Origin of the sequence: Flavobacterium sp. CLA17 (assembly GCF_013112255.2) — a bacterium.
GTDB classification, from domain to species: Bacteria; Bacteroidota; Bacteroidia; order Flavobacteriales; family Flavobacteriaceae; genus Flavobacterium; species Flavobacterium circumlabens.
Window position 1 is genome coordinate 4,257,603 of the sequence record NZ_CP068294.1, and the last position, 21,184, is coordinate 4,278,786.

Sequence of the window (21,184 nt, forward strand, 5' to 3'; positions counted from 1 at the left end):
CTAAGACTCTTTAACAAAGCGTTCAATGAGATTGAGAGTATATCAATTTCATGAATAAAAACCTTACCCATCATTTCCTAAAATGAACTTACATCACTTATATGGTTCAATTTTTCACGGGCTAAATGCTTTTATAACGTACTTATTCCTTCAGAATTCAATACCAACAATCTTCAGCACCATTTTCTAAAATGAACTTATATCGCTTATGTGGTTCAATTTTTCACGGGCTAAATATTTTTATAACATACTTATCCCTTCAGAATTCAATACCAAAAACCTGTAACACCATTTTATAAAATGAACTTATATCACTTGCAGAATCTGCTTTTTTATTTCTTTCTATTATAGCTTTTCTTCAGAAATGATTGAAATTTATTTTGAATCCAACCGTTATCTTACTACTTTTACCATTCAAATCAATTTATTATGTCACAAATCGTACTGTCTCTTAAAGAAGTCACTATATATCAGGAAGGAAGAAAAATTTTATCTCATATTAATTTAGATGTTCAGCATGGTGAATTCATTTACATCATTGGGAAAACCGGTTCCGGGAAAAGTAGTTTCATGAAAACGCTGTACGGTGATTTACCTTTAAGTGAAGGAGAAGGTCATATTGTTGAATTTGATCTGGCAGCTTTAAAAGAAAGTGAAATTCCGTTTTTGAGACGTAAAATCGGAATCGTTTTCCAGGATTTTAAATTACTTCCGGACCGTTCTGTAAAAGACAATATGCTTTTTGTGTTAAAAGCAACCGGATGGCATGAAAAAGATGCCATGGAACACAAAATCGATGAAGTTCTGGACAAAGTGGGTATGAAAGAGTTTGTAAACAAAATGCCGCACCAGCTTTCGGGAGGAGAACAACAACGTGTTGCCATTGCAAGAGCGCTGCTAAACGATCCTGAATTTATTCTTGCCGATGAACCAACCGGAAACCTTGATCCTCAAACCAGTTCTGAAGTATTGGAGGTATTGAAAAAAATCAACGCCAATGGTAAAACCGTTATCATGGCCACTCACGATTATGCCTTGTTGATGAAATTCCCGTCTAAAACCTTAAAATGTGAGGATGAAAGAATTTTTGAAGTAGTGCAACGCAGTGTGTAAGACCCGATTATTTTTTATAAACATGTGGATTTTCACGAATTCCCTTTTTAAAGAACTTTCTCAGATTCATTCTTAAAAAAGTATCTATTTTTAAAATTGCATCCGTAAATTTATGTTCCGGTCTTCCTCTAAAGGAAGTAACGTGAAATTGGTCTGTTGCGTAAACCGGTACTTTTGAAAAGTAATAATTGGAAATACAACATCTGAATCCGTCAAAAACGATTGGTGACACCGAATGTAACGATTGATTGTGCGTCACCATAATGACCAATCTGTTAAATTTACTGTGAATTGTCGTGGGGCTTTTCTGCAAACCGTCGGGCCACAACTCCAGATTTCCGCCATATTCCTCTTTCCAATCCGGGGTAACGTAATACAATAAATTCAGTACACGCCAACGCTCCCTGTCTTTATCGTGCGAGTTATCTAAATGCGGATTTAAAAACTGCTTGTTTCCCATCATCGAAAGCCCGCCGGCATACAAAAACTCATCCGGAATGGGTGATTCAATCTGGCAGATTTCTCCAATTAAATCTACAATTTTACAATCCTGAAAGGCATAAATAATCTCTTCCAATACAGGATTATAACGGTTCATCTGGACCGCTACGTACTTATCTTCCTTGATGCTTTTCTTTAAAACCATCTCTTCTTTCTTCGGGAAAACATTGTATAGACTAACAGCTATTGCTTCAGGAAGCAGATCATCGATAAAAAGATAACCAATTGCCTTTTTTGACGCGGCAAACTGGCTGGCTAAAAGAGTTTTATTAGCGTTGATTTTATTATAAATAATTTCAGCAAGCTCAATTCTATTTATAAATTCCATACTTTTGAATGTTCTGTTACGTTGCAAATATATTACTAAAAATTGCTATTAATGCTCTCCATTCTTATCCCGACATACAATTATACCATCTATCCGCTTGTTTTAGAATTACACAATCAATGTTTAGGTTTAGGGATCATATTTGAACTTATTGCAATTGATGATGCTTCGACAATTCCATCTGCTGAGAATGACAAAATAAATACTTTAACATACTGCAACTATGAAGTACTGAGCACCAATATTGGCAGAAGCAAAATCAGAAATTTACTGGCCCGAAAAGCAAAGTATGACTGGTTACTTTTTCTGGATGCCGATGTTTTTCCAAAAAATAAAAACTTCATTTTAAATTACATAAATCACCTTAACGATGATGTAAAATTAGTAAATGGCGGTTTATTGTATCCTGATGAAAAACCAGAAAAAAGCAAACTGTTTCGATGGGTTTACGGAAAAAACAGAGAGGCATTAGATTATAAGATAAGAGAAAAAAAACCTTATCTGAGTTCTCTGAGCCTTAATTTCATCATTCATAAATCGATCTTTAAAAAAGTTTCGTTTAATGAAACCATTCCAAATTTAAGACATGAAGACACTTTATTCTCTTATAGCTTAAGGAAAGAAAACATTCAAATAGAGCACATTAATAATCCGGTTTATCACTATGGAATGGATGATTTTGAAGTGGCCATTCGCAAAGAAAATGAATCATTGCATGCTTTAAAATATTTAATTGACAATCAATTACTGTCTCCGGATTATGTCCGGATTTCTAAATTATTATTGAAAATTCAAAAAACACACCTATTATCGGTTTTTGCCTTTTTTCATAAAATAACGCTGTCTCTTTTTCTTAAAAATTTAAGCGGTAATAATCCTTCTTTGTTTATTTTTGATTTATACAGATTGGGTTATTTATGTCAACTTGAAAAAGAACAAAAGGGTCTCATTTCAGCCCGTTAAACATTAAAAAAAATGCCGTTTTTTTCTATCATTATTCCGTTATACAACAAAGAAAACTTTATCGAAAATACGATACAAAGTGTGCTGGCCCAGACTTTTCAGGATTTCGAAGTGATTCTTATTAATGATGGATCGACAGACAAAAGTGAGGCAAAAGCACTTCAGTTTAAAGATCCCCGAATTCACTATTATTCCAAAAAAAATGAAGGCGTTTCACTAGCAAGAAATTTCGGCATCGAAAAAGCTAAATCTCCAAACATCACTTTTCTTGATGCCGATGATTACTGGTACCCTGATTTCCTGCAGGTAATGTTCGAAAAAATCAGTCAGTTTCCGGAACAAAAAGTTTTTAGTGCCGCCATCGAAATCGAAACTTCAAAAAAAACATTTCCTGCTCAGTACTCAATACCTAAAACTAGCAGTTCCGAACTTGTCAATTACTTTCGTGCCAGCACAAAAGAACCTATTATCTGGACTTCATGCGCTGTATTTCACAAAAGTGTTTTTGACGAAATCGGAGTTTTTGACCCTAAAATAAAAAGCGGCCAGGATACCGATCTCTGGATCAGAATCGGATTGGTTTATCCTGTTTTGTTCTCATGGAACATTCTGGCACGTTATGTCTATGATAACAACAGCTTGTCTAAAAACGATACATTACTGCATGCAAAAATGGATTTCTCTAAATTTACAGCGCTTGAAAAAACGAATGCTGACCTGAAGTATTACTTAGATTTAAATCGGTTCTCGCTCGCCATCAAAAGCAAATTAACCGGTAATAATGCCCTTTTTACTCACTTTTATGCTGGAATTGATTTAGGGAAAATAGGTTTCAAAAAAAGAATTTTATTAAGTCTTCCCTCCTCTTTATTATGGCTTTTGATTCAGCTAAAATTAAAAATGGCTGACCTGGGTCTAGGTTCATCGGTTTTTAAATAGTTTGAAATTTTTATATTCCCTGATGTAATCTTCTTCGTCAAATTCGTCCGAAGCCAAAACCAGACAAACGGCCCCGGAAGAAAAATTTTGCAGTTCCCGCCATATTCCGTCCACAATTAACAAACCTAAGCTGGGTCTGTTTAGCGTTACCGTTTGTGATGATTTTCCGTCTTTTAATACCACGTCAAAACTTCCGCTTAAAGCGATTAAAAATTCCTGTTGTTTTTTATGGGCGTGCCCACCGCGTTTGCTTCCACCTGGAACATCATACAAATAATACACCCGTTTTGAGGCAAACGGAATGGTATCTCCTTCTATAACCGAAAGATTGCCGCGTCTGTCCTGAATTTTTGGAATTTCGATTAACTGAATATCAGTATTTGTAGTCATAGTTTATGTTGCGTTATTTCTCTGAATTTTGCGATTCCTGCTAAACCGCTTTTATATTTTTCTCCAGCTTCAGAAAAGCGAATGTACTTTTTTCTAATCAAAAAAAAGATATATTTTGCCAGCCAGATGTAAGCGAAGCTTCTATGCAATTTATAAAACAAAGCCGCTCTCGAATAAATTAAAGTATCAGATCCTTCGTTTTTTCCGGATGAAAATTCAGGATGTGAAACTATAATTTCCGGGCTAAAATAAACGTTCGCTTTTTGATTTAAGGCTGTTTTTAAAAATAAAAATTCTTCGGCAGTTTCAAAAAAGGAGCCAAGTCCAAAATTGGTGTCAAAAGCGATATTCTTTTTTTTAATCTCTGCTACTTTAAATGCAATTTCAATGGAACTCACATTCCAGATTGTTTCCGAAGTATGTCTAAAAGCTGAATCCCACTTTTTTTGCGGCTGCACAGCACCAATTCTCTGGTGATTAAAGGTAATGATATCTGCTTTCTCCTGATTTTGGAACGCTAAAAGAATATCTTTTCTGAAGTTTTCTGCAAAAACAACATCGTCATCGGAGATTAAACAGATTTTTTTTGAAGCATTCTGAATGGCTGTGTTCCTGCTTTTAGACAATCCCTTTTCAGTACTATTAATCACCCTAACGGAATCAAAATCAGAAGACAAAACCTTATTTAAAGATTGGTTTACAATCAGAATATTGAAGTTTGAAAAATGTTCAGACGGAAACATAGGCATCAAAAAATCAAAATTGCTTCTATCTTTGGTAGCAATTAAAATTTCGAAGTCCTTTTCAGAAAAAACATTTAACATTTTCATATATATTTACGTAAATATAAATATTTCGACACAAATGAGAATACTATTGGTAGGAGAATATAGCCGACTGCATAATTCTTTAAAAGAAGGATTGGAAGTGCTGCAGCATGAAGTGAGCATTATTGCAACAGGGGATAGTTTTAAGCAATTTCCTGTGGACTATTCCATTTTTCCCAGGTATTTTATGGACAACAAACTTTTAGTATTTTTAAACAAAATTTTGTTCCGTCTTTTCAAACTAGATTTGCCACTGGCGGAAAAAGGAATTCGTTTCTGGTTGTTTTTACCCCGATTAAAAGAGTATGATGTTATTCAGTTAATCAATTCCAATGCAATTGAAACCTATCCTTTTTTTTCTAAATTTTTATTAAAAAAACTCTTTCGTCAGAATAAAAAAAGTTTTCTGCTCGTTTGCGGAGAAGACACGCCCATAATCGATTTCATGCTAAAAGATTCTTTACCATATTCTATTTTGACACCTTTGTTAAAAGACAGAAAACTTGGTTCTTATTATCGTTTTTCACTAAAATACACTCAAAAAAAGTATCGCGATCTCTATGATTTCGTAAGCGAAAGCGTTTCCAAAACCATAGTTTCTGACCTAGATTATAAAATTCCATTGCGGGAAAAAACCTTAATTCCGAATCCGGTAAATACCGCTAAAATTGCTTTTGAACCGTTGGATAGCGTCCAAAAAGTCATCATTTTTTTAGGAATAAATAATACGAGCAGCATAAAAAAAGGAACTCCTTTTTTCGAAGAAGCACTTGAAATTATTCAGCAAAAATATGGCAACAAAATAGGTGTCATCAAAACTGAAAACGCTCCTTATAAACAATACATAACGCTTTACAATCATGCTCAAATTTTATTAGATCAGGTTTATTCGTACGATCAGGGATACAATGCACTCGAAGCAATGGCAAAAGGAAAAGTGGTTTTTACAGGTGCAGAAACTGAATTTACAAACTATTATAACCTTACCGAAAGAGTCTGTGTAAATGCGCTTCCGGATGTAGATTATCTGGTTCAGGAATTATCGTATTTAATAGAAAATCCTGAAGAAATAATGGCAATAGGTAAACGTGCCAGAGCTTTTATCGAAAAGGAACATGATTATGTGAAAATTGCTGAAAGGTACCTGAACGTTTGGAATGAAAGTGAAAGAAAAGTTTATTAAAACTACCTCATAACCTCTACCAATGTTATTGCTGTTTTAATTTTTACTTCTTATTTTTTGACATTTTGACATTGTAGGTTTGTTAGGTCATTTCTCCGTCACCGGTCCGTCACTCTTCCGTCACCGCTCCGTCGGTCTTATATCTAAATTTTGTTGATAAACTTTAGAATATTTGTTCTTTTTGCGTCATATTGTCACGTATTCTAGAATTTATATCTCAAAATTAGTTTTTATTTTAATATTAGCAATGAAATTGTATTGCCGTCTTTTTGAATAAAAATAGTATCACTATTTTTATTTTTGCTAATTATAAAAGGAGCTTCAATATCAGATATTCTTGGTTTATGTTTACTCCCTTTAGGTCTCCATATAGCGTCATCCTCTATCTTAATTGTATTAGTTCCAACTATAAAAGTGGAGCTATTTAAGTAATATTGATCATTTAAAATGTATATACCTCTTTCATTGTAAGCTTTTTTAATCTCTAGACTATTTATCTTATCCTCATATTGAATAGCTCTTATTTCTGATTGAATAGAATTATTAATTGAAATTAAATACATAAAAATTATTATTCCGAAAGTGAGCATAATTATAAAGAATGCCTTTTTATTCATAATCTAAATTTTAGTTTTTATCGCTTTGATGATAGGATCATTAAACAAGTCACAATAATTCAGTACTCGCTCGCTCCCTGCCAGAAATTACCTCCTGTCAATTCAGCTCCTACACCTCCGCTTAATGCTCCAAAGGCTATTGTTCCCACTGCGCTGTTAGCAAACTTTCCCGCTCCTGAACTCCATGCCGTCGCTCCCAGACTACCAAAAAATCCTGCTGCTGCTCCGCTCAGAAAACGTGAACCACCGATTGTAGCATCGCCAAAGCATTTTGTTTTAAATTAGGTGAACTCTTTTGAGTAAGAGACAAAAAAAGAGTTTATTGCTGCAATGTTTAATTTTTATTCTAAAACTTTAATTGGAACTTTATTTTTTGATTCAATAATACCATTGTAAACTTTTACATTGTTCTCTTTTATTGTTTCTTGAATATATTTTGGTAAACTTTGATACAAATCTGAACTATCGGACTTTATTTCCATTTTCAGATAATATTTCTTGTTTTTTCCTAACTCTGTGTAATAATTTCTTATTGGAAAAAAAGCAGAAGGTTCATTCAAATTAATAATCTCTTGAAAATATAAAGTTTCATTAGGATGTATAATTATTATATCATTTTCAATATCCTTGAATTTTTGATTATTCCATTTTTTCAAAATTTTATTTTCAAAATTTTCCTTATCTAATAAAAACTTATGCAAACTATCATTTATAAGAAGAGGTTTAATTTTATAATTCAATTCCTTATTGTTAGAATCAAAAACTCTAAAATACAATTTATTAGAAATTATACTTCTTTTAGAATCAGCTTCAAAACTTACAGATTTTTTTATTAAATAAATAGTGTCTGAATTATTTTTTATTTTATAATTCGCTGTTACAATTTCTAATTTATTGTCAACAATTAATGTATTAACTTCTTTATCAACTAATTCTAAACACAAACTAGTATTTTTGCTTTTATCAATACAACTAAATAAGCTAAAAAAGCATAAAAATAAAATTATCGATTTCTTGTCCATATACTTAACATTTCATTATAGTGTTTATCTATCCTACCTAAAACATAACTACTTGTATCTCCCATTTGATATTGCAAAGAATAAGCATCCAATTCTCTCCTAGATTGTAGTCCCACATTTCCATAAAGATTCTCCCAAGCATCAACACGATTTGCAGATCCCATATAAGGTGCAAAATATTGAAATGCATGTCTATATTCGTGAAAAATTGTTCCTGCAAACTTATAAATACCACACGAAAAGATTTGTGCGGGAGCATTATTGTTTAAGAAAGAGAATCCAAACAATTTTTAAAACTATAATAATTATCATCATTATAGAAATTATCTTTCCCAATTTTGCTTTTGTATTGAGATAAGAACTATACTTAGGATTTGAGTCTATTCTATTTTTATATAAATGTTTTTGTTTATCTTTTTTTAAAAAATAATTAGAAAAAAAGAAGATTAAAAAAGTTATAATAATACCAGGAATCATTGAAATTATTTCTTCCATAATTTAAAGTTTTAATCTATTTGGCGTTGTTATTGGCATAGGTTTATTTTGAGGAGTATTAGATTTATTCCAACTATCTTCTAAAGCAGGCATAACATAAGTTTCAGAAAAAGATTTAGCAGAGTTAATTAGATAGCCTGCTGTTTGTGGTAAGTGATCTAATGCTCTTCCCATTCCTAACCCTGCACCAAATTGAATTCCTCTCCATGCAAAACTATCCCATTTACCCTCAATAGCATCCATTGTCATATTACCCGCAGTGCCAAATCCACTTATAAAAGCTCCTTCTTCGGATATTGCCAGAGAAGCTCCACCAGTAAAAGGTGCTGCAACAAAACCAGCTATTTCCATAGTACCTCCTACAATTTCAGCACGATCAAAAATTTGTCGTAAACCAACTTTATTGTTATCATAAAATGTTTCTGCTTGTCGTAATTTATTTTGAAAATACCTTTTATATTTATTTGGCGGGTCTCTAAGAGTCATCTTATGCATCACGTGATTCAATCCGCTAACGAGACCACCCGTAATCGCTCCCTGCCAGAAATTACCTCCGGCAAGTTCAGCTCCTACTCCTCCGCTTAGTGCTCCAAAGGTTATTGTTCCAACATCGCTACTGGGAAATTTACGTGATCCTGATTTCCAGGCTGTGGCTCCTAAACTACCGAAAAAACCTGTTGCTACTCCGATCAGAAAACCTGAACCACTGGACTACCCCAGTGTCAAAGCACTTTGTATTAAAATAGTCAACTTTTTACGTAACGCAAGAAATGGAGTCTGCTGTTACGATATTTAATTTTCACTCTAAAACTTTAATTGGAACTATATTTTTTGATTCAATAATACCATTATAAACTTTTACATTGTTTGCTTCAATAGTTTTTAAAATGTCTCTTGGTAAGACATTTTTATAATTTGAAGAATCACTAGCGATCGATAATTTACAATAATACTTTTTATTCAAATCAAGACTCACATAACCTTGTCTTACTTCATCAGTAATTGTCGGCTTATTTAGATTTAATATATATGCAAAATATATTGTTTCATTTGGGTGAATAAAGAAAATGTTATTTCTTTCATATAAACCAAAATACCTTGAACTATTTTTATTACCAAGTCTAGCTTGATTTGCATGAAAATTTTCAATCATAAAATTCACGCAATCTCCTATTTCCGAGCCTTGATGTCGATAACGTTTATTCTTATATTTAACTTCAATGTTTCTTTCGTCATAAACAAGTAAATTTAGTCCATTATTATAAATGGCTTCTTTTGACAAATTTTCCTGTTCTGTCAAATTATTTACAAAATAAATTTTGTCAGAGTTGTTCTTTAAACTATACTTAACAATATTTATAGAATCTTTATCACTATCTTTTGAATAGCAAATAATATTTTCATTTAATAATGATAATTCTAAATCATTGCTTGTGCTTTCCTTAGTACAAGATGTAAAAAAGAATAATATATATAATCCGATTATTTTTAAGTTAATTTTCATCTTTTTATCCATTTATTCAACATGATTTTATAATAACTATCCATTCTTTCTAAAACATAAGATTGATTATCTCCAAAACGATATTGAGAAGAGTAAGCATCTAATTCCATCATATTCCAAACACCTCCTTCTCCTTTATACCCTGGACCATAAAGCGCTGAATTAGACCATGCTTCGTATCGACTACTATATCTTTTTCCTCCAACTGAATATGGAGCAAGATATTGAAAAGCATGTCTGTACTCATGAAATAAAACACCAGCGAAATATAGATTAGTTTTATTTGAAAACAGTCCCTTATTTAAATTCACGTTACCATTTTCCGTAATAGCAAAATAATCATTCCCTTCTAAATCAAATGTATGTGATGGCGAACCCCCTTCTTCATATCCCTGTGCTAATCCATCTACATTTTGATGTAATTTAGCTATGCCCTCATCAGAAACATCTGCTTTCTGAAAAGCTAAATTTTTGTTTTTAAATCGAGATAACAAACTACGTCTTTTATGCATCAATTCATTCAACCCTGCAATAAGACCTCCAGTAACCGCTCCCTGCCAGAAATTACCTCCTGTCAATTCAGCTCCTACACCTCCGCTTAGTGCTCCAAAGGCTATTGTTCCCACTGCGCTGTTAGCAAATTTAACCGGTCCTGAGCTCCATGCTGTGGTTCCTAAACTTCCACAAAATCCTGATACTGTTGCACATCGACAATAGTACTTTGCGCTAATGAGAGTGCGCTGGCATTAGCGAAGGTACCTAATCCCTATTCTATAAATTTAATCGAAACTCTGTTCTTAGATTTGATTACACCATGATAAACCTGATATCCATTTTTTTGAATAGTTCTTAAAATCGGTCTTGACAACATTTTTTTATAGTTGGTAGAGTCACTAAACATCGTTATTTCAGCACTATATTTTGCATTTTTATCAAAATCCACATGAGCATTTTGGATTGGATCTCCATAAGGAAGATTTACAAACCCTTCAAAATAAAGAGTCTCATTTGAATGAATTATAAAATTTGAATTGTCAAAATATTTTTCATTATCCGTAGTAGAATAATTTAACATTTTTAAAATATAAACATTCCTTTTATTCGATATAGAATTTGGATTAAGATTAAAATTTGGATGACCGTATCTCACTTTAACTCTTTCCTCATTATTTCTATTATCTTTATAAAAATAAATTGTAGCTTGATTTATTGTTAAACCGTCCAAATTAGAATATAATTTACCAAAATAGTTCAAATTAAAATAATAACTTTTGCAATCATAATTTGTCAGTTTAAAAACGATAATTGTTTTTGATTTATAATTAGTTAAACTGTCATCCATATTATTATATGTATTCTTATCTTCAGGAACTAAGGAAAGAATAGATTTATTAATTATCTCAAGTTCTAATCCTTCCTTCCTTTTGCATCCTAAAACAGATAAGCATAACATAATAATTAATATATTTTTTTTCATAATTTTTTATATTTATTAATTCCTTCCGAAACATATGAACTGCGATTTCCTAAATACCATTCAAATTCATATGCGGCTCTTTCTAAATATCTTTCACCACCCAAAGGCACTTCACTAATATAACCAAATGGTCCTTCTTTCGCTGCTAATCTATATGCCAATCCTCCCATGAACACCTCTTGAAAGGCATGATAAAATTCATGGAACATTGTAGACGCTAGTTTAAAATTTGATGTAAACGCATCTTCATAAAAATAGTGTGTTTTATTATCCGTATAACCTCTCATGCCAGAATTTTTTCTATCACTTACTTCGATTTTATAATTACTTTTTTTATGAAGTGCATCCAAACCATCAACATCTTCTAATAAAGCATTTATTGACTCCTCATTCATTTTTGGTTTTGCAAATGGATTTGTTTTATGAAATCTTTTTAAAAAAGCCATTCTTGCCTGTTTTTCCATCGTTGAGTGCATCACTTCATTCAACCCGGTAACAAGACCACCAGTAATCGCTCCCTGCCAGAATCAAGGTAACTTTTTAAGCAACAGAACAATAGTTAAACCGGTTCTACTACATATACATCTTACCTAAAAACAATTGGTATTTTTTGAGTTTCTATTTCTCCTTTAAAAATCTCAATATTATTCTCCTTATAATTAGACAAAATTTCTTTTGGCAGAATTTTATCTATATTATCTTTTAGTTTGTACTTCAAACGAAATGTATATTTTTTTTCAGGATTTAATTTAAAATAAATTGGCCTTCTTAAGTTCTCATCTTTATCTTCAACCACAAATGGAAGGGATAAAGATGTTTGAAAAATATAATTTTGTTTAGGAGAAATAATAACATCCTGATTATAAAAATTTAAATTTTCGCTTTTTATATTATAGCCATTTTTTTTTAGTAATAGCTCTTTTTTAGTTTGATTATAAAAATCCTGTTCCATTAAACTACCCAATTTACAACTGTATGAAGGATCAATTAACGGTGCGTTTTTTTCAAACAAATTACCTTTTTCATCTTCAATGATTATATCCATATTGTATATATCGGATAAGTTTAAATCTTTAATAAAAAGTAGATATTTTTTATCGGTCTGATTCGATACTTCAAATTTTACAACATTAGTAAAGAGATATTTTTCATTTTCACTATTAAACATAGTATGATTATAAAAAGTTTCCATTGTATCTGTAGCAAATCGTTTACTTACAATTTCCTTATTTATTAATTTTAGCTCTAATTTTCCTTCCTGACAAGATGCCAATAGAGTAAATAATAGAGATGTCAGAATGTACTTTTTCATTTTATTTATCTTTGAATATTATTAAAAAATATCGGATAACTTTGTATATTAAAATTATTAAATCCAGATTTATTTGCCATTTTAGAATATAAATTGTAAAAATGCGAATGATCACCATTGCTAAAAACATTATTATCAAAATAACGCATCATTTCATAGGCTCTTGTTTCAGTTATTGCTCTTGATTTAGAACCCCAAGCAGATACTAATCCGTGATAATAATCCCAAGCGTGCATCCCCTCATGCATAATTGTTAAAAACAAACCCTTATTTGTGGTAAAAGCTTTAGAATAAATAGTTACTTCTTTGTTACTATAACTTCCATAATCACTCAGTGCTGAGTCATATTTAATATTAGGATTTCCCGCATCATTATATAAAATATCTGCTGGATATACATTTTTACGCATACCTTTCACATATGCATCTCTACCACTTTCGTCCATACCAGAGATATCTCCATCAGCATCATAACCTCCGCTTGCCAACCATTCGTTTGCATTTGAGTGAATTTTAATTTTTTGCGCAATACGATGCATCACATCATTCAACCCTGCAACAATTCCTCCCGTAACCGCTCCCTGCCAGAAATTACCTCCGGCAAGTTCAGCTCCTACACCTCCGCTTAATGCTCCAAAGGCTATTGTTCCAACCCTGCTATTAGCAAATTTAACCGGTCCTGAGCTCCAGGCTGTCGCTCCGAGACTACCAAAAAATCCTGCCGCGGCTCCGCTAAGGAAACCTGAACCACCCGATTGTACCATCGCCATTACCCCTTGCGCTACTCCATGCGCCGCTGCCTGTACCAAAAATTTGGCACCTTTCAAACTTGACGCAAATACCGTATTAGCTCCTGTTCCTGCGACCGTAAAACAACTTCCAATACCAAAGGTAACTGCTCCCGATACCGCTCCCCAAAAAGCTGATTTTAGCATTCCGGATAAACTTAAACTGGCATCAGCACCATTCATTATGGCCGCCGTAACCCCTATCATATAACTTGCCGTACCTATTATCGCGCCAATAATAATAGAAGCAAGTATTCCCTCGCCTAAACCAATTTCTCCACTTGGGTCATTAAACAACAGCGGATTGTTCGTTACATAGCCATATTTATTGTAACATTGTGTATTGTAAGGATCCTGAATGTTTTCATCGGCATTCAGAAAACGCCTTTGCAACGGGTCATACAGCCTGCCATTCATATGGATAATACCTAATTCTGTAAAATGCTCGTGACTTGTATAGCCGCGATCCAGTACCGTTAATGCACCATTTGTCAGAATACCCCAGGCATCAAAATGGCGTTGTTCTACCAGATTACCTGCTTCATCACTTATGGCCAGAATGCTCCCCAAATAGTCCTTATGTAAAAATAGGTATTTTGCAGTAGCATCAGCATAGTTCTTTGTGTAAATAATATCGCTGCCATAAGGTGTGCCTCCCAGATACAGTACATGTTTTTCCTGTCCTGTAGTATTGTCTGTCGTTATTTCATAACTGCCGTCTTCGCTATAGTATTTGGTGAATTTACCCTGCTTGTCTTCCACAAAATTACCTCCATAAGTGACCATTTGCCTCATGTCGGTAAGTCCGTAACCAAATTGTGCATCCCCTTTTTCTCCGTCAACATAGATGGGGTCGTTATTTTCGTTATAACTTATCGTCAATGGTATGTTATTGGTATAATTTTGCATCCCCACCGCATTAAGGAGCTGCGTGTCGGCCTGATATATTTTATCTGTTCTAAAAGTGGTCGTTCCGGTCTGATCGTTTTCGAGAATACGCCCTTTATCGTCATAACCGTTACTGGACAGCAATCCGGTTTTAGGGTTGGTCCAGGTTTTTAGTCGGTTATTATCGTCATAGGTAAATACTTCATTTACCACTATGCCCCCTTTTCGGGTTCGGTTTTTTAATTCATTTTTTATCGCATCAAAAGCATATGTCATTTGCAGTACATTGGGCTGTATTGTTGAAACATGCGCTACAGTTGTCAGAAAATTATTGGCATCGTACTTATTATCTATCGCCACGGCACCTAAATTGGCTTTAAGTACCTGCCCGTTGGCATTTGCTTTGTTCAATTGCCATAGTACTTTTCCTGTGTTTTTATCTTTTACCTGATACAGGATACCACTCCACGTACTGTAAACGTTCTCGAGAGTCGTTTGGGTCATCTGTCCCGAGGAATAGAGTCCTTTGTCGTAACTGATTACACGTCCTTTATCGTCATACGAGATATTCTTTTTAAAAAACAACTTTCCATTACTGCTCTCACTTGTGGTCAGTACACGCCCGTTTGCATCGTAAGTCAGGTAGGTCAGGTAACTTTTACCATTGGCAGTCCCTTTTTTATCCGTTACCATTCCGGTGGCATTGTAAATAAAACTGATAGCTTTGTTGGTTGCCTTACCATTATCTGCTGTTGACAGCTCTTTTTGGGTCATCAACAGGCCTTTGGTATCATAGCTATATTCCTTGCTTCCTTTTGGGCTGGTTTCTTTGATCAGGTTTCCAAACCCGTCATAATAATACAGATAGGTTCCGTTGGACGGATCGGTAAATTCTGATTTTCTTCCCCAGGAATCATATTTGGTTACCACCGTATTTTGTGCGTAAACAGCCGAAGTATTCTGCCCTGCCGCATTGTACGTAAATTTTATAATTCCTCCTTTGTCTTCCGATTCCGTCACATTACCCATTACATCAGTAGTTTTTCGGGTCGTCCGATTGTAACCGTTTAATTCTTTTACCGTTATCGTCAGCCCTTTGACTTCTGTTTGTACAATTTTTCCATTAAATCCTGTTACGGTCGCTTTTGGAGGAAAAACCGAATCATCATAACTGAACACATTCCATTTTGGTGTTTCGGCCTGATCATAAGGCTCGCTCTCTTTTATTTTTCTGCCTACTGCATCATATTCTACCTGTTTGGCAATATAAGATCCCGACTCAAATCCTTTGGATCTCACTAGGTATTGTTCTCCTTTTTTGTTGGTACGGGTTTCTTTGATATCTCCTGTCGGACTGTATGCTGTAGTAACGATATCGTCCCCTTGTTTTTGATAAGTATATGTAGTAGTTCCGCTTAAGTTGTGTTTAGATTTCGTCAATTTTCCCCATCCGTCATACATATTGGTTAACGTGTTTCCAAGCGGATCAGTTTGCGTAAGCACTTGCCCCCAGTCATTGCTGGTCGTCTGGGTAATCAAACCTAAATTATCCGTAGTTTTTATCACAAACAATCCCTTAGCATCATACTCGTTTTTGACCGATTGCGTCTGGCTGTCCTGATTGTTGGTTTTCTTTTTTTCTGTAACATTACCAAAGCCATCATACGTGTAGGTCTCAGTTACCGATTTCGAATAATCCTGATTGAATGTGGTTATGGTTTTAGGCAGGCCATTTTCATACGTATACCCCACCTTGCTTTTTTTGGTATCCCCATAAGCGGTTACAATATCTTCTTTTTCCTTAACTCTTCCTACATAATAATCCTTGCCTGTTCCGGCAGCGTTGTCCGGTAAATAAGTAGTATTCGAAGTTAATGTAGCAAAACCATTATTGATTTTGGTTTCTACTTTAGTAAGCAGATAAAAATCACCATAGGTCATCGTCGCCACTTGAGTTTTGTTTTCCAGGAAGTTTTTTTCTGTAGACTGTTTTGGCACTATGGCTTCGACTCCCGTGGTAGCCGATTTAGTTGTTGTATATTCTAAAAATTTAAAAGATAGCAACTGCAGATTATTTACAGAAACATCCGTTGGAAAAACATCACTATCCTGTCTGGTACTCCATTCTTTGATGACTGAACCACTTTGAAGCGGATCGATCTCCAGACCGTACCAGATTTTGGTATTTTCGAAACCTGAAGCATACCAATTGGAACGGGCGGTTTTACGAAAACCAATCATTCCCTTACCATTGACGTGCGCCAAAAGTCCGCGGTATTTAAAATCCTGCTTTCTGTCGAGTTGACGCAATTGCGCTACTACAAAAGATTTTGAAACCCTGTCTAACTCTACAAAGGGATATTTTTCTTTTTTGACGGCAGCATAAAAATCAGGATCTGCCTGTCCATCCAGTTCCTTGTAGTCAATTACTGTAGGGATATTGCCCTGTGTGATGGTATTGATACGTGCTGTTTTTGAAGTGTCGTAAAGATTGAAAGTATACATAAAACCTTTAGTAACATCTTCCCGATTTTTGCCCAAAAGCACAATACTGTTGTTGATTTGATTGATATAAAAATCACCAACGAGTTCGTTATAATCATACAATCCATTATTTTTGAACGTGTAAGTAACCGGAGCCTTAAAATTAACATCTGTTGTGCTGCCGGCCCCGCTATCTCCAAATATATTTACGGTAGTTTCTGAATATTTACCGGCAGAGAGTTCAGAATTTATGGTATAAAAATCAAACTGAATGAATTCACTTTTTCCATCTTTATCCAAATCTAAAGCCTGATAGTTTATTCTTCTGGAAGCAGTTACATTGGGTAAATTTAAAGGCTGAAAAGGATACCACTTGCCCAGTCCTGTTTTATATTCTTCTTTAAATCCGTTGCCCGTAGAGGTATAAAGTCGCCAGTCTCCCGACAGTGCATCCGCTTTATAGTTTATTTGCATGTTGCTGGTTGATACTGCAGCGCCCAGTGCCACCGGTATCATCAGATCGGTTTTTTTGTCTCCGTTGAAATCGCCAACCACTGCATTCTCTGTTAACCCATTAAAGACAAAGGAAGTCGGACTGGTTTCTTCTGTAAATTTTTGTGTCGTTTTATCTTTCTTAAACGACGTTATGGTGGTGGCATTACCGGCTTTAAAATTAAGAATTGCAATTTTTCCGTCTCCTTTAAAATCACCCATTACGGGTTTTCGAAAAAGATTGGTATAATAAGAGGTTTCAGAAAAAGAATTCGCAGCGCTCAGATTATAATCAAGATTCAGAACGATATAGCGGTATTCTTCTCTTGTATTGGTATGAATTTCATATCCTACAGGAGGCGCGGCCATTTTCTTTAACTTACCAGTCGAATTATCAATCGTCTCATACACCGATGTTGTATTTTCTTTGATATGAATGATTAGTTCAGAAACGCCGTCACCATCTAAATCCAGCTGAGTAGGATCTAAAACAGTGGTTACTACTTTGTTGCTCTGATAATTACCTGTTCCCCTTGTTCCGGATTCCGTAAAGGAATCCCGGTAAGTCTGATTATTGGTTAATGGTTTACTGTATTCTAATTTTAGCTGGTTGTTGGCATCTAAAGAATAGATCTGACCTTCTATAGCCCCTTGTGTTCCTGATTTCTTAGGAATCAAAATACCTTGTCTGGGACTAATTTCGTTAGCACTGTTTTTGAAGGTAATGACTACGGCTTTATCAAACTCATCCTTAGTAAATGTCGGCGATGCCATCACAGTAAGGCCTTCATTTACTGTGTTGTCCATAAATGATTTAAAAAATCGTATGGCTTTAGGCTGTGCCGGAATTTCATTATATTGTAAACATTCGTAATTATACTCCTGCATTACCCATTGATTGCATATTGTTGCGGCTGGCGTTGCTTCAAAATACTTTAAATAATCCAAGACACCGTCTCCATCAAAATCCCCTACAATTTTATTGTTTTCATTATCTGCAAACGATTTGGCTGCCCAGCCCGTTGCACTCGAGCCTTCATAGCTTAGGGCTAAAGGGTTTGCAGCCTGATTTTGGGAATTGTACTCGGTTATATTTTTGGCATACTGATAATTCGTTCCGTTTGCATCTTTACCATAGCTGACTACATATTTTTTAAATTGTTTATTATTAGCGTTGACTACAATGTCTGAAAGTATTTTGTCCTGCAAAAACCGGATCCCGTGTACATAGGAGACTTCCGGGAGCTCTCTCGTGACATAATTAAAAACAATAGAGTTGAAATGCGGTTTTCCTAAAGTTTCATTACCGCCCCATTGTACACTTGAAATTACAGAGACATTATTGCTTTTTTTATAATTGTAGGTGATGTAGTTGCCCTGAGCATCTTTCCATTTTACAATATTATATTCCACCGGAGTTTGCGCATCTGTTGCTGTACCATACCAGGCCTGAGCACCATTATCAAAAGTAACTTCAAATGAGCCTGGTCCCGCATACGTCTGACCACTAATTGCACCAACAGATTTTATTTTCAGAGTCGAAAACTTCTCTGTAACGTATTCGGTACCATCTTTTCCGTATGTTGCCGGGGCACCGGGTGTTTTTAATAATAGCCTTTGCCCATTAAACTCATAAAAATCAGTATAGTCCAGCTGTACCCCTTTTGATTCACCATCTTTTTCGATATTTTTACCCACTCTCCTGATACTGGTAACGCCCGAAAGCGAAAAACCCATACCGGCAACCCCTACACCGAAACCACTGGTATAAAATAAATTCATTTGTGGTGCCACATCATTGATACTCGGGGGCAATGCAATGGGCAGCATAAACTGCAGCTGTCCATCACCTCCAACGGCAATTGTACCTTTGGTATCGTGAAAACTGCCTGTTCCTACTTCTCCCGAAAGATTGTTTTCTCCAGCAGTTGAATTCGTTGTTCCGCCACTCACAAACGGATCTGAGCTTGTTCCGATCTTAGCAGTAAAAGAACCCGCTGTTGCTGAATTGATACTAAAACCACTTGACAAAATAACTGTCTTGGGATCAGAAACCGTTCTTGATACTGTTTCAGGTTTATTAAGTATTTGCTGAGAAAAACTTAAATTTATAAGTAATAACGAAAAATAGGTAAATAGATGATGCTTCATTACAATGTTTTATTCCCTGGCAGTTTTAACTTCATTTAAAAATGAGGCATAGACTAAAGGTTATTTTTAAACTGATAGTATGATTTTCTAATAAGAAAACTGAATTTTTAGAATAATTTACCCGTTTTGTTCAGGAATTATAATCTTAAAAATTACAATCAAAATTTATTTTTTAATGATTTTAATAGTCTTTTGCCGGCCATTACTGTAATTCAGCACCACTAAATAGAGGCCTGAAGGATAGGGTGCAAAAGCAAGAGTCTGAGTAGTCAGTTGCTGCAGATTCGATACCGTCTTTAAAACCTGACCATTGATGTTATTTACATGTATAGAAGACACTGTATTATCGCTTGAAAATTCCCATTTCAGATACAATTCCTCTTTTACGGGATTTGGATAATAGGAAATCACATCTTCACTATAAAATTTCTGTAAATCTTTTTCTGCAAGTGAATCTATTTCCTTTACATCAGCCGTTTTTTCAGTTGTCGTGCGGCAATTTATACACAAATAGCGTTTAATCTGATTTCCGGCAGCATCATAGTCAAAGCCAATTTTGTTTGTTTGCGCTTTTGTTAAGATTGAAAATCCTAACACAAATAGCGTTATGTAATATCTCATAAATTGTAATTAAAAAACGTGACGTTTATTTTGCAATTAATAATGCTTTAACCTGTGCCTTTAATTCTTCAATTTCTTTGTGCTGCTGAATTAAATACAAGGTAAGTTCTTCGATTTTTTCCTGTTGAATTTTGGTCATTTCTCCCAGTTCCAAACCTTTTTCCGTAATTTCCTTAGCTGATGGTACATTTGGTAAATGACCGTTTTTTTGGATAAAAGTCTCTACCGCATTTAAAGTTGGCAATTCATAGAATGGACTAAAAACGTAATCAGCCCAGGTGTTATAAACTTTTATCTCTTCGGCTCTTATTTTTCCTTTTACGGAAAGCTTATACGTAGTAGCTCCATCTGTAAAACTTGAAGTACCAATGCATAGATTAGTATCTATAAATACATTATTGTCAAATTTTGCTGTCCCTGTTTTAACCCAAAAATTATGTGCTACTGGCCATACAGCTATACCACCAACTGTTAAATAAGAGCCTGGTTTAGTCAAATCAATAAAGGCATTTGTACCATCCTCATAAATCTGAAAAACATTCTTTTGAGTTTTATCACTAAGTCTAAAAAGACTTTCTCCATTAGTAATTGCAGTATGCCTTAACCTATTTGCATCATTTCTATCTTCTACAGCTAACATAGTTCGCGCATTGCCTGAAATATTAGAAGGAGGTATATCATAAAAAGTAAGTAATCTGTAACCACCAGTTGCAGTTGAATTTTCTCTTAAAGTACCAATATTCAATAAAATACTTTTTGCAAAAGAGTCTGCATCATCTACAAAAGTGTAGGTTTGGCCCACAGCAGGAAATCCCGCAATTTCTAACTTGCCTTTGGGGTTAGTAACACCTATGCCTATATTTTTATTTGTAGTTGGGTTATTAGGCAATAAACTTCCTGCACCACCTGTTCCCGTGCTAATTTGGGCACTTGTTTGTAATGCCATTAAAAAAATAATTGCTAAATAAATTTTTGTAGTAATTCTTTTCATATTAAACTTTCAAGACTAAATTAATTGGCGCAAAAGTAGCAAAAACTTTATACCGTGATGATAAATTATTGTTTTTTTTATTCAGAAATTCATTAAAA

At 34.4% G+C, this 21,184-nt stretch carries 19 protein-coding genes; 4 read left to right on the forward strand and 15 right to left on the reverse strand.

Annotated features, from left to right (window positions below):
* Positions 1 to 429: 429 nt before the first annotated feature.
* Positions 430 to 1,113, forward strand: coding sequence for a cell division ATP-binding protein FtsE (locus HAV12_RS17535; RefSeq protein ID WP_132035906.1), 684 nt, complete (start codon positions 430 to 432; stop codon positions 1,111 to 1,113).
* Between the two features lie 7 nt (positions 1,114 to 1,120).
* Here the strand turns inward: HAV12_RS17535 and HAV12_RS17540 are convergent, their stop codons facing one another.
* On the reverse strand, positions 1,121 to 1,942 hold the full coding sequence (locus HAV12_RS17540; protein ID WP_171570803.1) for a 2OG-Fe(II) oxygenase: 822 nt from the start codon (positions 1,940 to 1,942) through the stop codon (positions 1,121 to 1,123).
* Positions 1,943 to 1,993: 51 nt separating this feature from the next.
* On the opposite strand from HAV12_RS17540, the gene HAV12_RS17545 reads away from it, so the two are divergent.
* Together HAV12_RS17545 and HAV12_RS17550 are read left to right on the forward strand one after the other, a co-directional pair.
* Complete coding sequence (locus HAV12_RS17545; protein ID WP_171570804.1) at positions 1,994 to 2,905, forward strand: glycosyltransferase; 912 nt, start codon at positions 1,994 to 1,996, stop codon at positions 2,903 to 2,905.
* Between the two features lie 12 nt (positions 2,906 to 2,917).
* Positions 2,918 to 3,844: a glycosyltransferase family 2 protein gene (locus tag HAV12_RS17550; protein ID WP_171570805.1), complete on the forward strand. Its 927-nt coding sequence runs from the start codon at positions 2,918 to 2,920 to the stop codon at positions 3,842 to 3,844.
* Here HAV12_RS17550 and HAV12_RS17555 read toward each other — a convergent pair.
* Together HAV12_RS17555 and HAV12_RS17560 are read right to left on the reverse strand one after the other, a co-directional pair.
* Positions 3,827 to 4,234, reverse strand: coding sequence for an FdtA/QdtA family cupin domain-containing protein (locus tag HAV12_RS17555; RefSeq protein ID WP_132035917.1), 408 nt, complete (start codon positions 4,232 to 4,234; stop codon positions 3,827 to 3,829). The genes HAV12_RS17550 and HAV12_RS17555 overlap by 18 nt on opposite strands.
* Positions 4,231 to 5,058, reverse strand: coding sequence for a glycosyltransferase family 2 protein (locus HAV12_RS17560; RefSeq protein WP_205423330.1), 828 nt, complete (start codon positions 5,056 to 5,058; stop codon positions 4,231 to 4,233). Before HAV12_RS17560 ends, HAV12_RS17555 begins: the two co-directional genes overlap by 4 nt.
* Positions 5,059 to 5,098: 40 nt before the next feature.
* Here HAV12_RS17560 and HAV12_RS17565 point away from each other — a divergent pair, with 40 nt between their 5' ends.
* Positions 5,099 to 6,244, forward strand: coding sequence for a glycosyltransferase (locus HAV12_RS17565; RefSeq protein ID WP_171570807.1), 1,146 nt, complete (start codon positions 5,099 to 5,101; stop codon positions 6,242 to 6,244).
* A gap of 230 nt (positions 6,245 to 6,474) precedes the next feature.
* Here the strand turns inward: HAV12_RS17565 and HAV12_RS17570 are convergent, their stop codons facing one another.
* The 12 genes from HAV12_RS17570 to HAV12_RS17625 all read right to left on the reverse strand — a co-directional run bounded on the left by HAV12_RS17570 (position 6,475) and on the right by HAV12_RS17625 (position 21,086).
* Positions 6,475 to 6,861 carry a hypothetical protein gene (locus HAV12_RS17570; RefSeq protein WP_171570808.1) on the reverse strand — a complete coding sequence of 129 codons (387 nt, stop codon included), beginning with the start codon at positions 6,859 to 6,861 and terminating at the stop codon, positions 6,475 to 6,477.
* A gap of 341 nt (positions 6,862 to 7,202) precedes the next feature.
* A complete protein-coding gene (locus HAV12_RS17575) occupies positions 7,203 to 7,883 on the reverse strand; it encodes a hypothetical protein (RefSeq protein ID WP_171570809.1) in 681 nt (226 codons plus the stop codon).
* 258 nt (positions 7,884 to 8,141) lie between these two features.
* Complete coding sequence (locus HAV12_RS17580; protein ID WP_171570810.1) at positions 8,142 to 8,378, reverse strand: hypothetical protein; 237 nt, start codon at positions 8,376 to 8,378, stop codon at positions 8,142 to 8,144.
* 3 nt (positions 8,379 to 8,381) lie between these two features.
* Positions 8,382 to 8,864: a hypothetical protein gene (locus tag HAV12_RS17585; RefSeq protein ID WP_171570811.1), complete on the reverse strand. Its 483-nt coding sequence runs from the start codon at positions 8,862 to 8,864 to the stop codon at positions 8,382 to 8,384.
* A gap of 313 nt (positions 8,865 to 9,177) precedes the next feature.
* Positions 9,178 to 9,882 (reverse strand): hypothetical protein, encoded by a 705-nt coding sequence (locus tag HAV12_RS17590; RefSeq protein WP_171570812.1) that lies wholly within the window; start codon positions 9,880 to 9,882, stop codon positions 9,178 to 9,180.
* Positions 9,879 to 10,508, reverse strand: a complete 630-nt coding sequence (locus HAV12_RS17595; RefSeq protein ID WP_171570813.1) for a hypothetical protein — start codon at positions 10,506 to 10,508, stop codon at positions 9,879 to 9,881. Before HAV12_RS17595 ends, HAV12_RS17590 begins: the two co-directional genes overlap by 4 nt.
* Before the next feature lie 140 nt (positions 10,509 to 10,648).
* Positions 10,649 to 11,359, reverse strand: a complete 711-nt coding sequence (locus tag HAV12_RS17600) for a hypothetical protein (RefSeq protein WP_171570814.1) — start codon at positions 11,357 to 11,359, stop codon at positions 10,649 to 10,651.
* Positions 11,356 to 11,823, reverse strand: coding sequence for a hypothetical protein (locus HAV12_RS17605; RefSeq protein WP_171570815.1), 468 nt, complete (start codon positions 11,821 to 11,823; stop codon positions 11,356 to 11,358). Before HAV12_RS17605 ends, HAV12_RS17600 begins: the two co-directional genes overlap by 4 nt.
* A gap of 122 nt (positions 11,824 to 11,945) precedes the next feature.
* Positions 11,946 to 12,671, reverse strand: coding sequence for a hypothetical protein (locus tag HAV12_RS17610; RefSeq protein WP_171570816.1), 726 nt, complete (start codon positions 12,669 to 12,671; stop codon positions 11,946 to 11,948).
* A 5-nt stretch (positions 12,672 to 12,676) separates the two neighbouring features.
* Positions 12,677 to 19,474 carry an RHS repeat-associated core domain-containing protein gene (locus HAV12_RS17615; protein ID WP_171570817.1) on the reverse strand — a complete coding sequence of 2,266 codons (6,798 nt, stop codon included), beginning with the start codon at positions 19,472 to 19,474 and terminating at the stop codon, positions 12,677 to 12,679.
* A 165-nt stretch (positions 19,475 to 19,639) separates the two neighbouring features.
* The gene (locus tag HAV12_RS17620) at positions 19,640 to 20,095 is read right to left on the reverse strand and encodes a T9SS type A sorting domain-containing protein (RefSeq protein ID WP_240345180.1); all 456 of its coding nucleotides are present in this window, start codon (positions 20,093 to 20,095) and stop codon (positions 19,640 to 19,642) included.
* 25 nt (positions 20,096 to 20,120) lie between these two features.
* Positions 20,121 to 21,086: a hypothetical protein gene (locus HAV12_RS17625; protein WP_171570818.1), complete on the reverse strand. Its 966-nt coding sequence runs from the start codon at positions 21,084 to 21,086 to the stop codon at positions 20,121 to 20,123.
* Positions 21,087 to 21,184: the final 98 nt, after the last annotated feature.

Excerpts from the sequence above, each read along its gene's own strand:
- HAV12_RS17610 (WP_171570816.1), bottom strand. The coding sequence starts at position 12,671 with ATGAAAAAGTACATTCTGACATCTCTATTATTTACTCTATTGGCATCT.
- HAV12_RS17570 (WP_171570808.1), bottom strand. The coding sequence starts at position 6,861 with ATGAATAAAAAGGCATTCTTTATAATTATGCTCACTTTCGGAATAATA.
- HAV12_RS17580 (WP_171570810.1), bottom strand. The coding sequence starts at position 8,378 with ATGGAAGAAATAATTTCAATGATTCCTGGTATTATTATAACTTTTTTA.
- HAV12_RS17555 (WP_132035917.1), bottom strand. The coding sequence starts at position 4,234 with ATGACTACAAATACTGATATTCAGTTAATCGAAATTCCAAAAATTCAG.
- HAV12_RS17620 (WP_240345180.1), bottom strand. The coding sequence starts at position 20,095 with ATGAGATATTACATAACGCTATTTGTGTTAGGATTTTCAATCTTAACA.
- HAV12_RS17605 (WP_171570815.1), bottom strand. The coding sequence starts at position 11,823 with ATGGAAAAACAGGCAAGAATGGCTTTTTTAAAAAGATTTCATAAAACA.
- HAV12_RS17585 (WP_171570811.1), bottom strand. The coding sequence starts at position 8,864 with ATGACTCTTAGAGACCCGCCAAATAAATATAAAAGGTATTTTCAAAAT.
- HAV12_RS17540 (WP_171570803.1), bottom strand. The coding sequence starts at position 1,942 with ATGGAATTTATAAATAGAATTGAGCTTGCTGAAATTATTTATAATAAA.
- HAV12_RS17560 (WP_205423330.1), bottom strand. The coding sequence starts at position 5,058 with ATGTTAAATGTTTTTTCTGAAAAGGACTTCGAAATTTTAATTGCTACC.
- HAV12_RS17535 (WP_132035906.1), top strand. The coding sequence starts at position 430 with ATGTCACAAATCGTACTGTCTCTTAAAGAAGTCACTATATATCAGGAA.
- HAV12_RS17565 (WP_171570807.1), top strand. The coding sequence starts at position 5,099 with ATGAGAATACTATTGGTAGGAGAATATAGCCGACTGCATAATTCTTTA.
- HAV12_RS17625 (WP_171570818.1), bottom strand. The coding sequence starts at position 21,086 with ATGAAAAGAATTACTACAAAAATTTATTTAGCAATTATTTTTTTAATG.
- HAV12_RS17545 (WP_171570804.1), top strand. The coding sequence starts at position 1,994 with ATGCTCTCCATTCTTATCCCGACATACAATTATACCATCTATCCGCTT.
- HAV12_RS17550 (WP_171570805.1), top strand. The coding sequence starts at position 2,918 with ATGCCGTTTTTTTCTATCATTATTCCGTTATACAACAAAGAAAACTTT.
- HAV12_RS17590 (WP_171570812.1), bottom strand. The coding sequence starts at position 9,882 with ATGAAAATTAACTTAAAAATAATCGGATTATATATATTATTCTTTTTT.
- HAV12_RS17575 (WP_171570809.1), bottom strand. The coding sequence starts at position 7,883 with ATGGACAAGAAATCGATAATTTTATTTTTATGCTTTTTTAGCTTATTT.
- HAV12_RS17615 (WP_171570817.1), bottom strand. The coding sequence starts at position 19,474 with ATGAAGCATCATCTATTTACCTATTTTTCGTTATTACTTATAAATTTA.
- HAV12_RS17600 (WP_171570814.1), bottom strand. The coding sequence starts at position 11,359 with ATGAAAAAAAATATATTAATTATTATGTTATGCTTATCTGTTTTAGGA.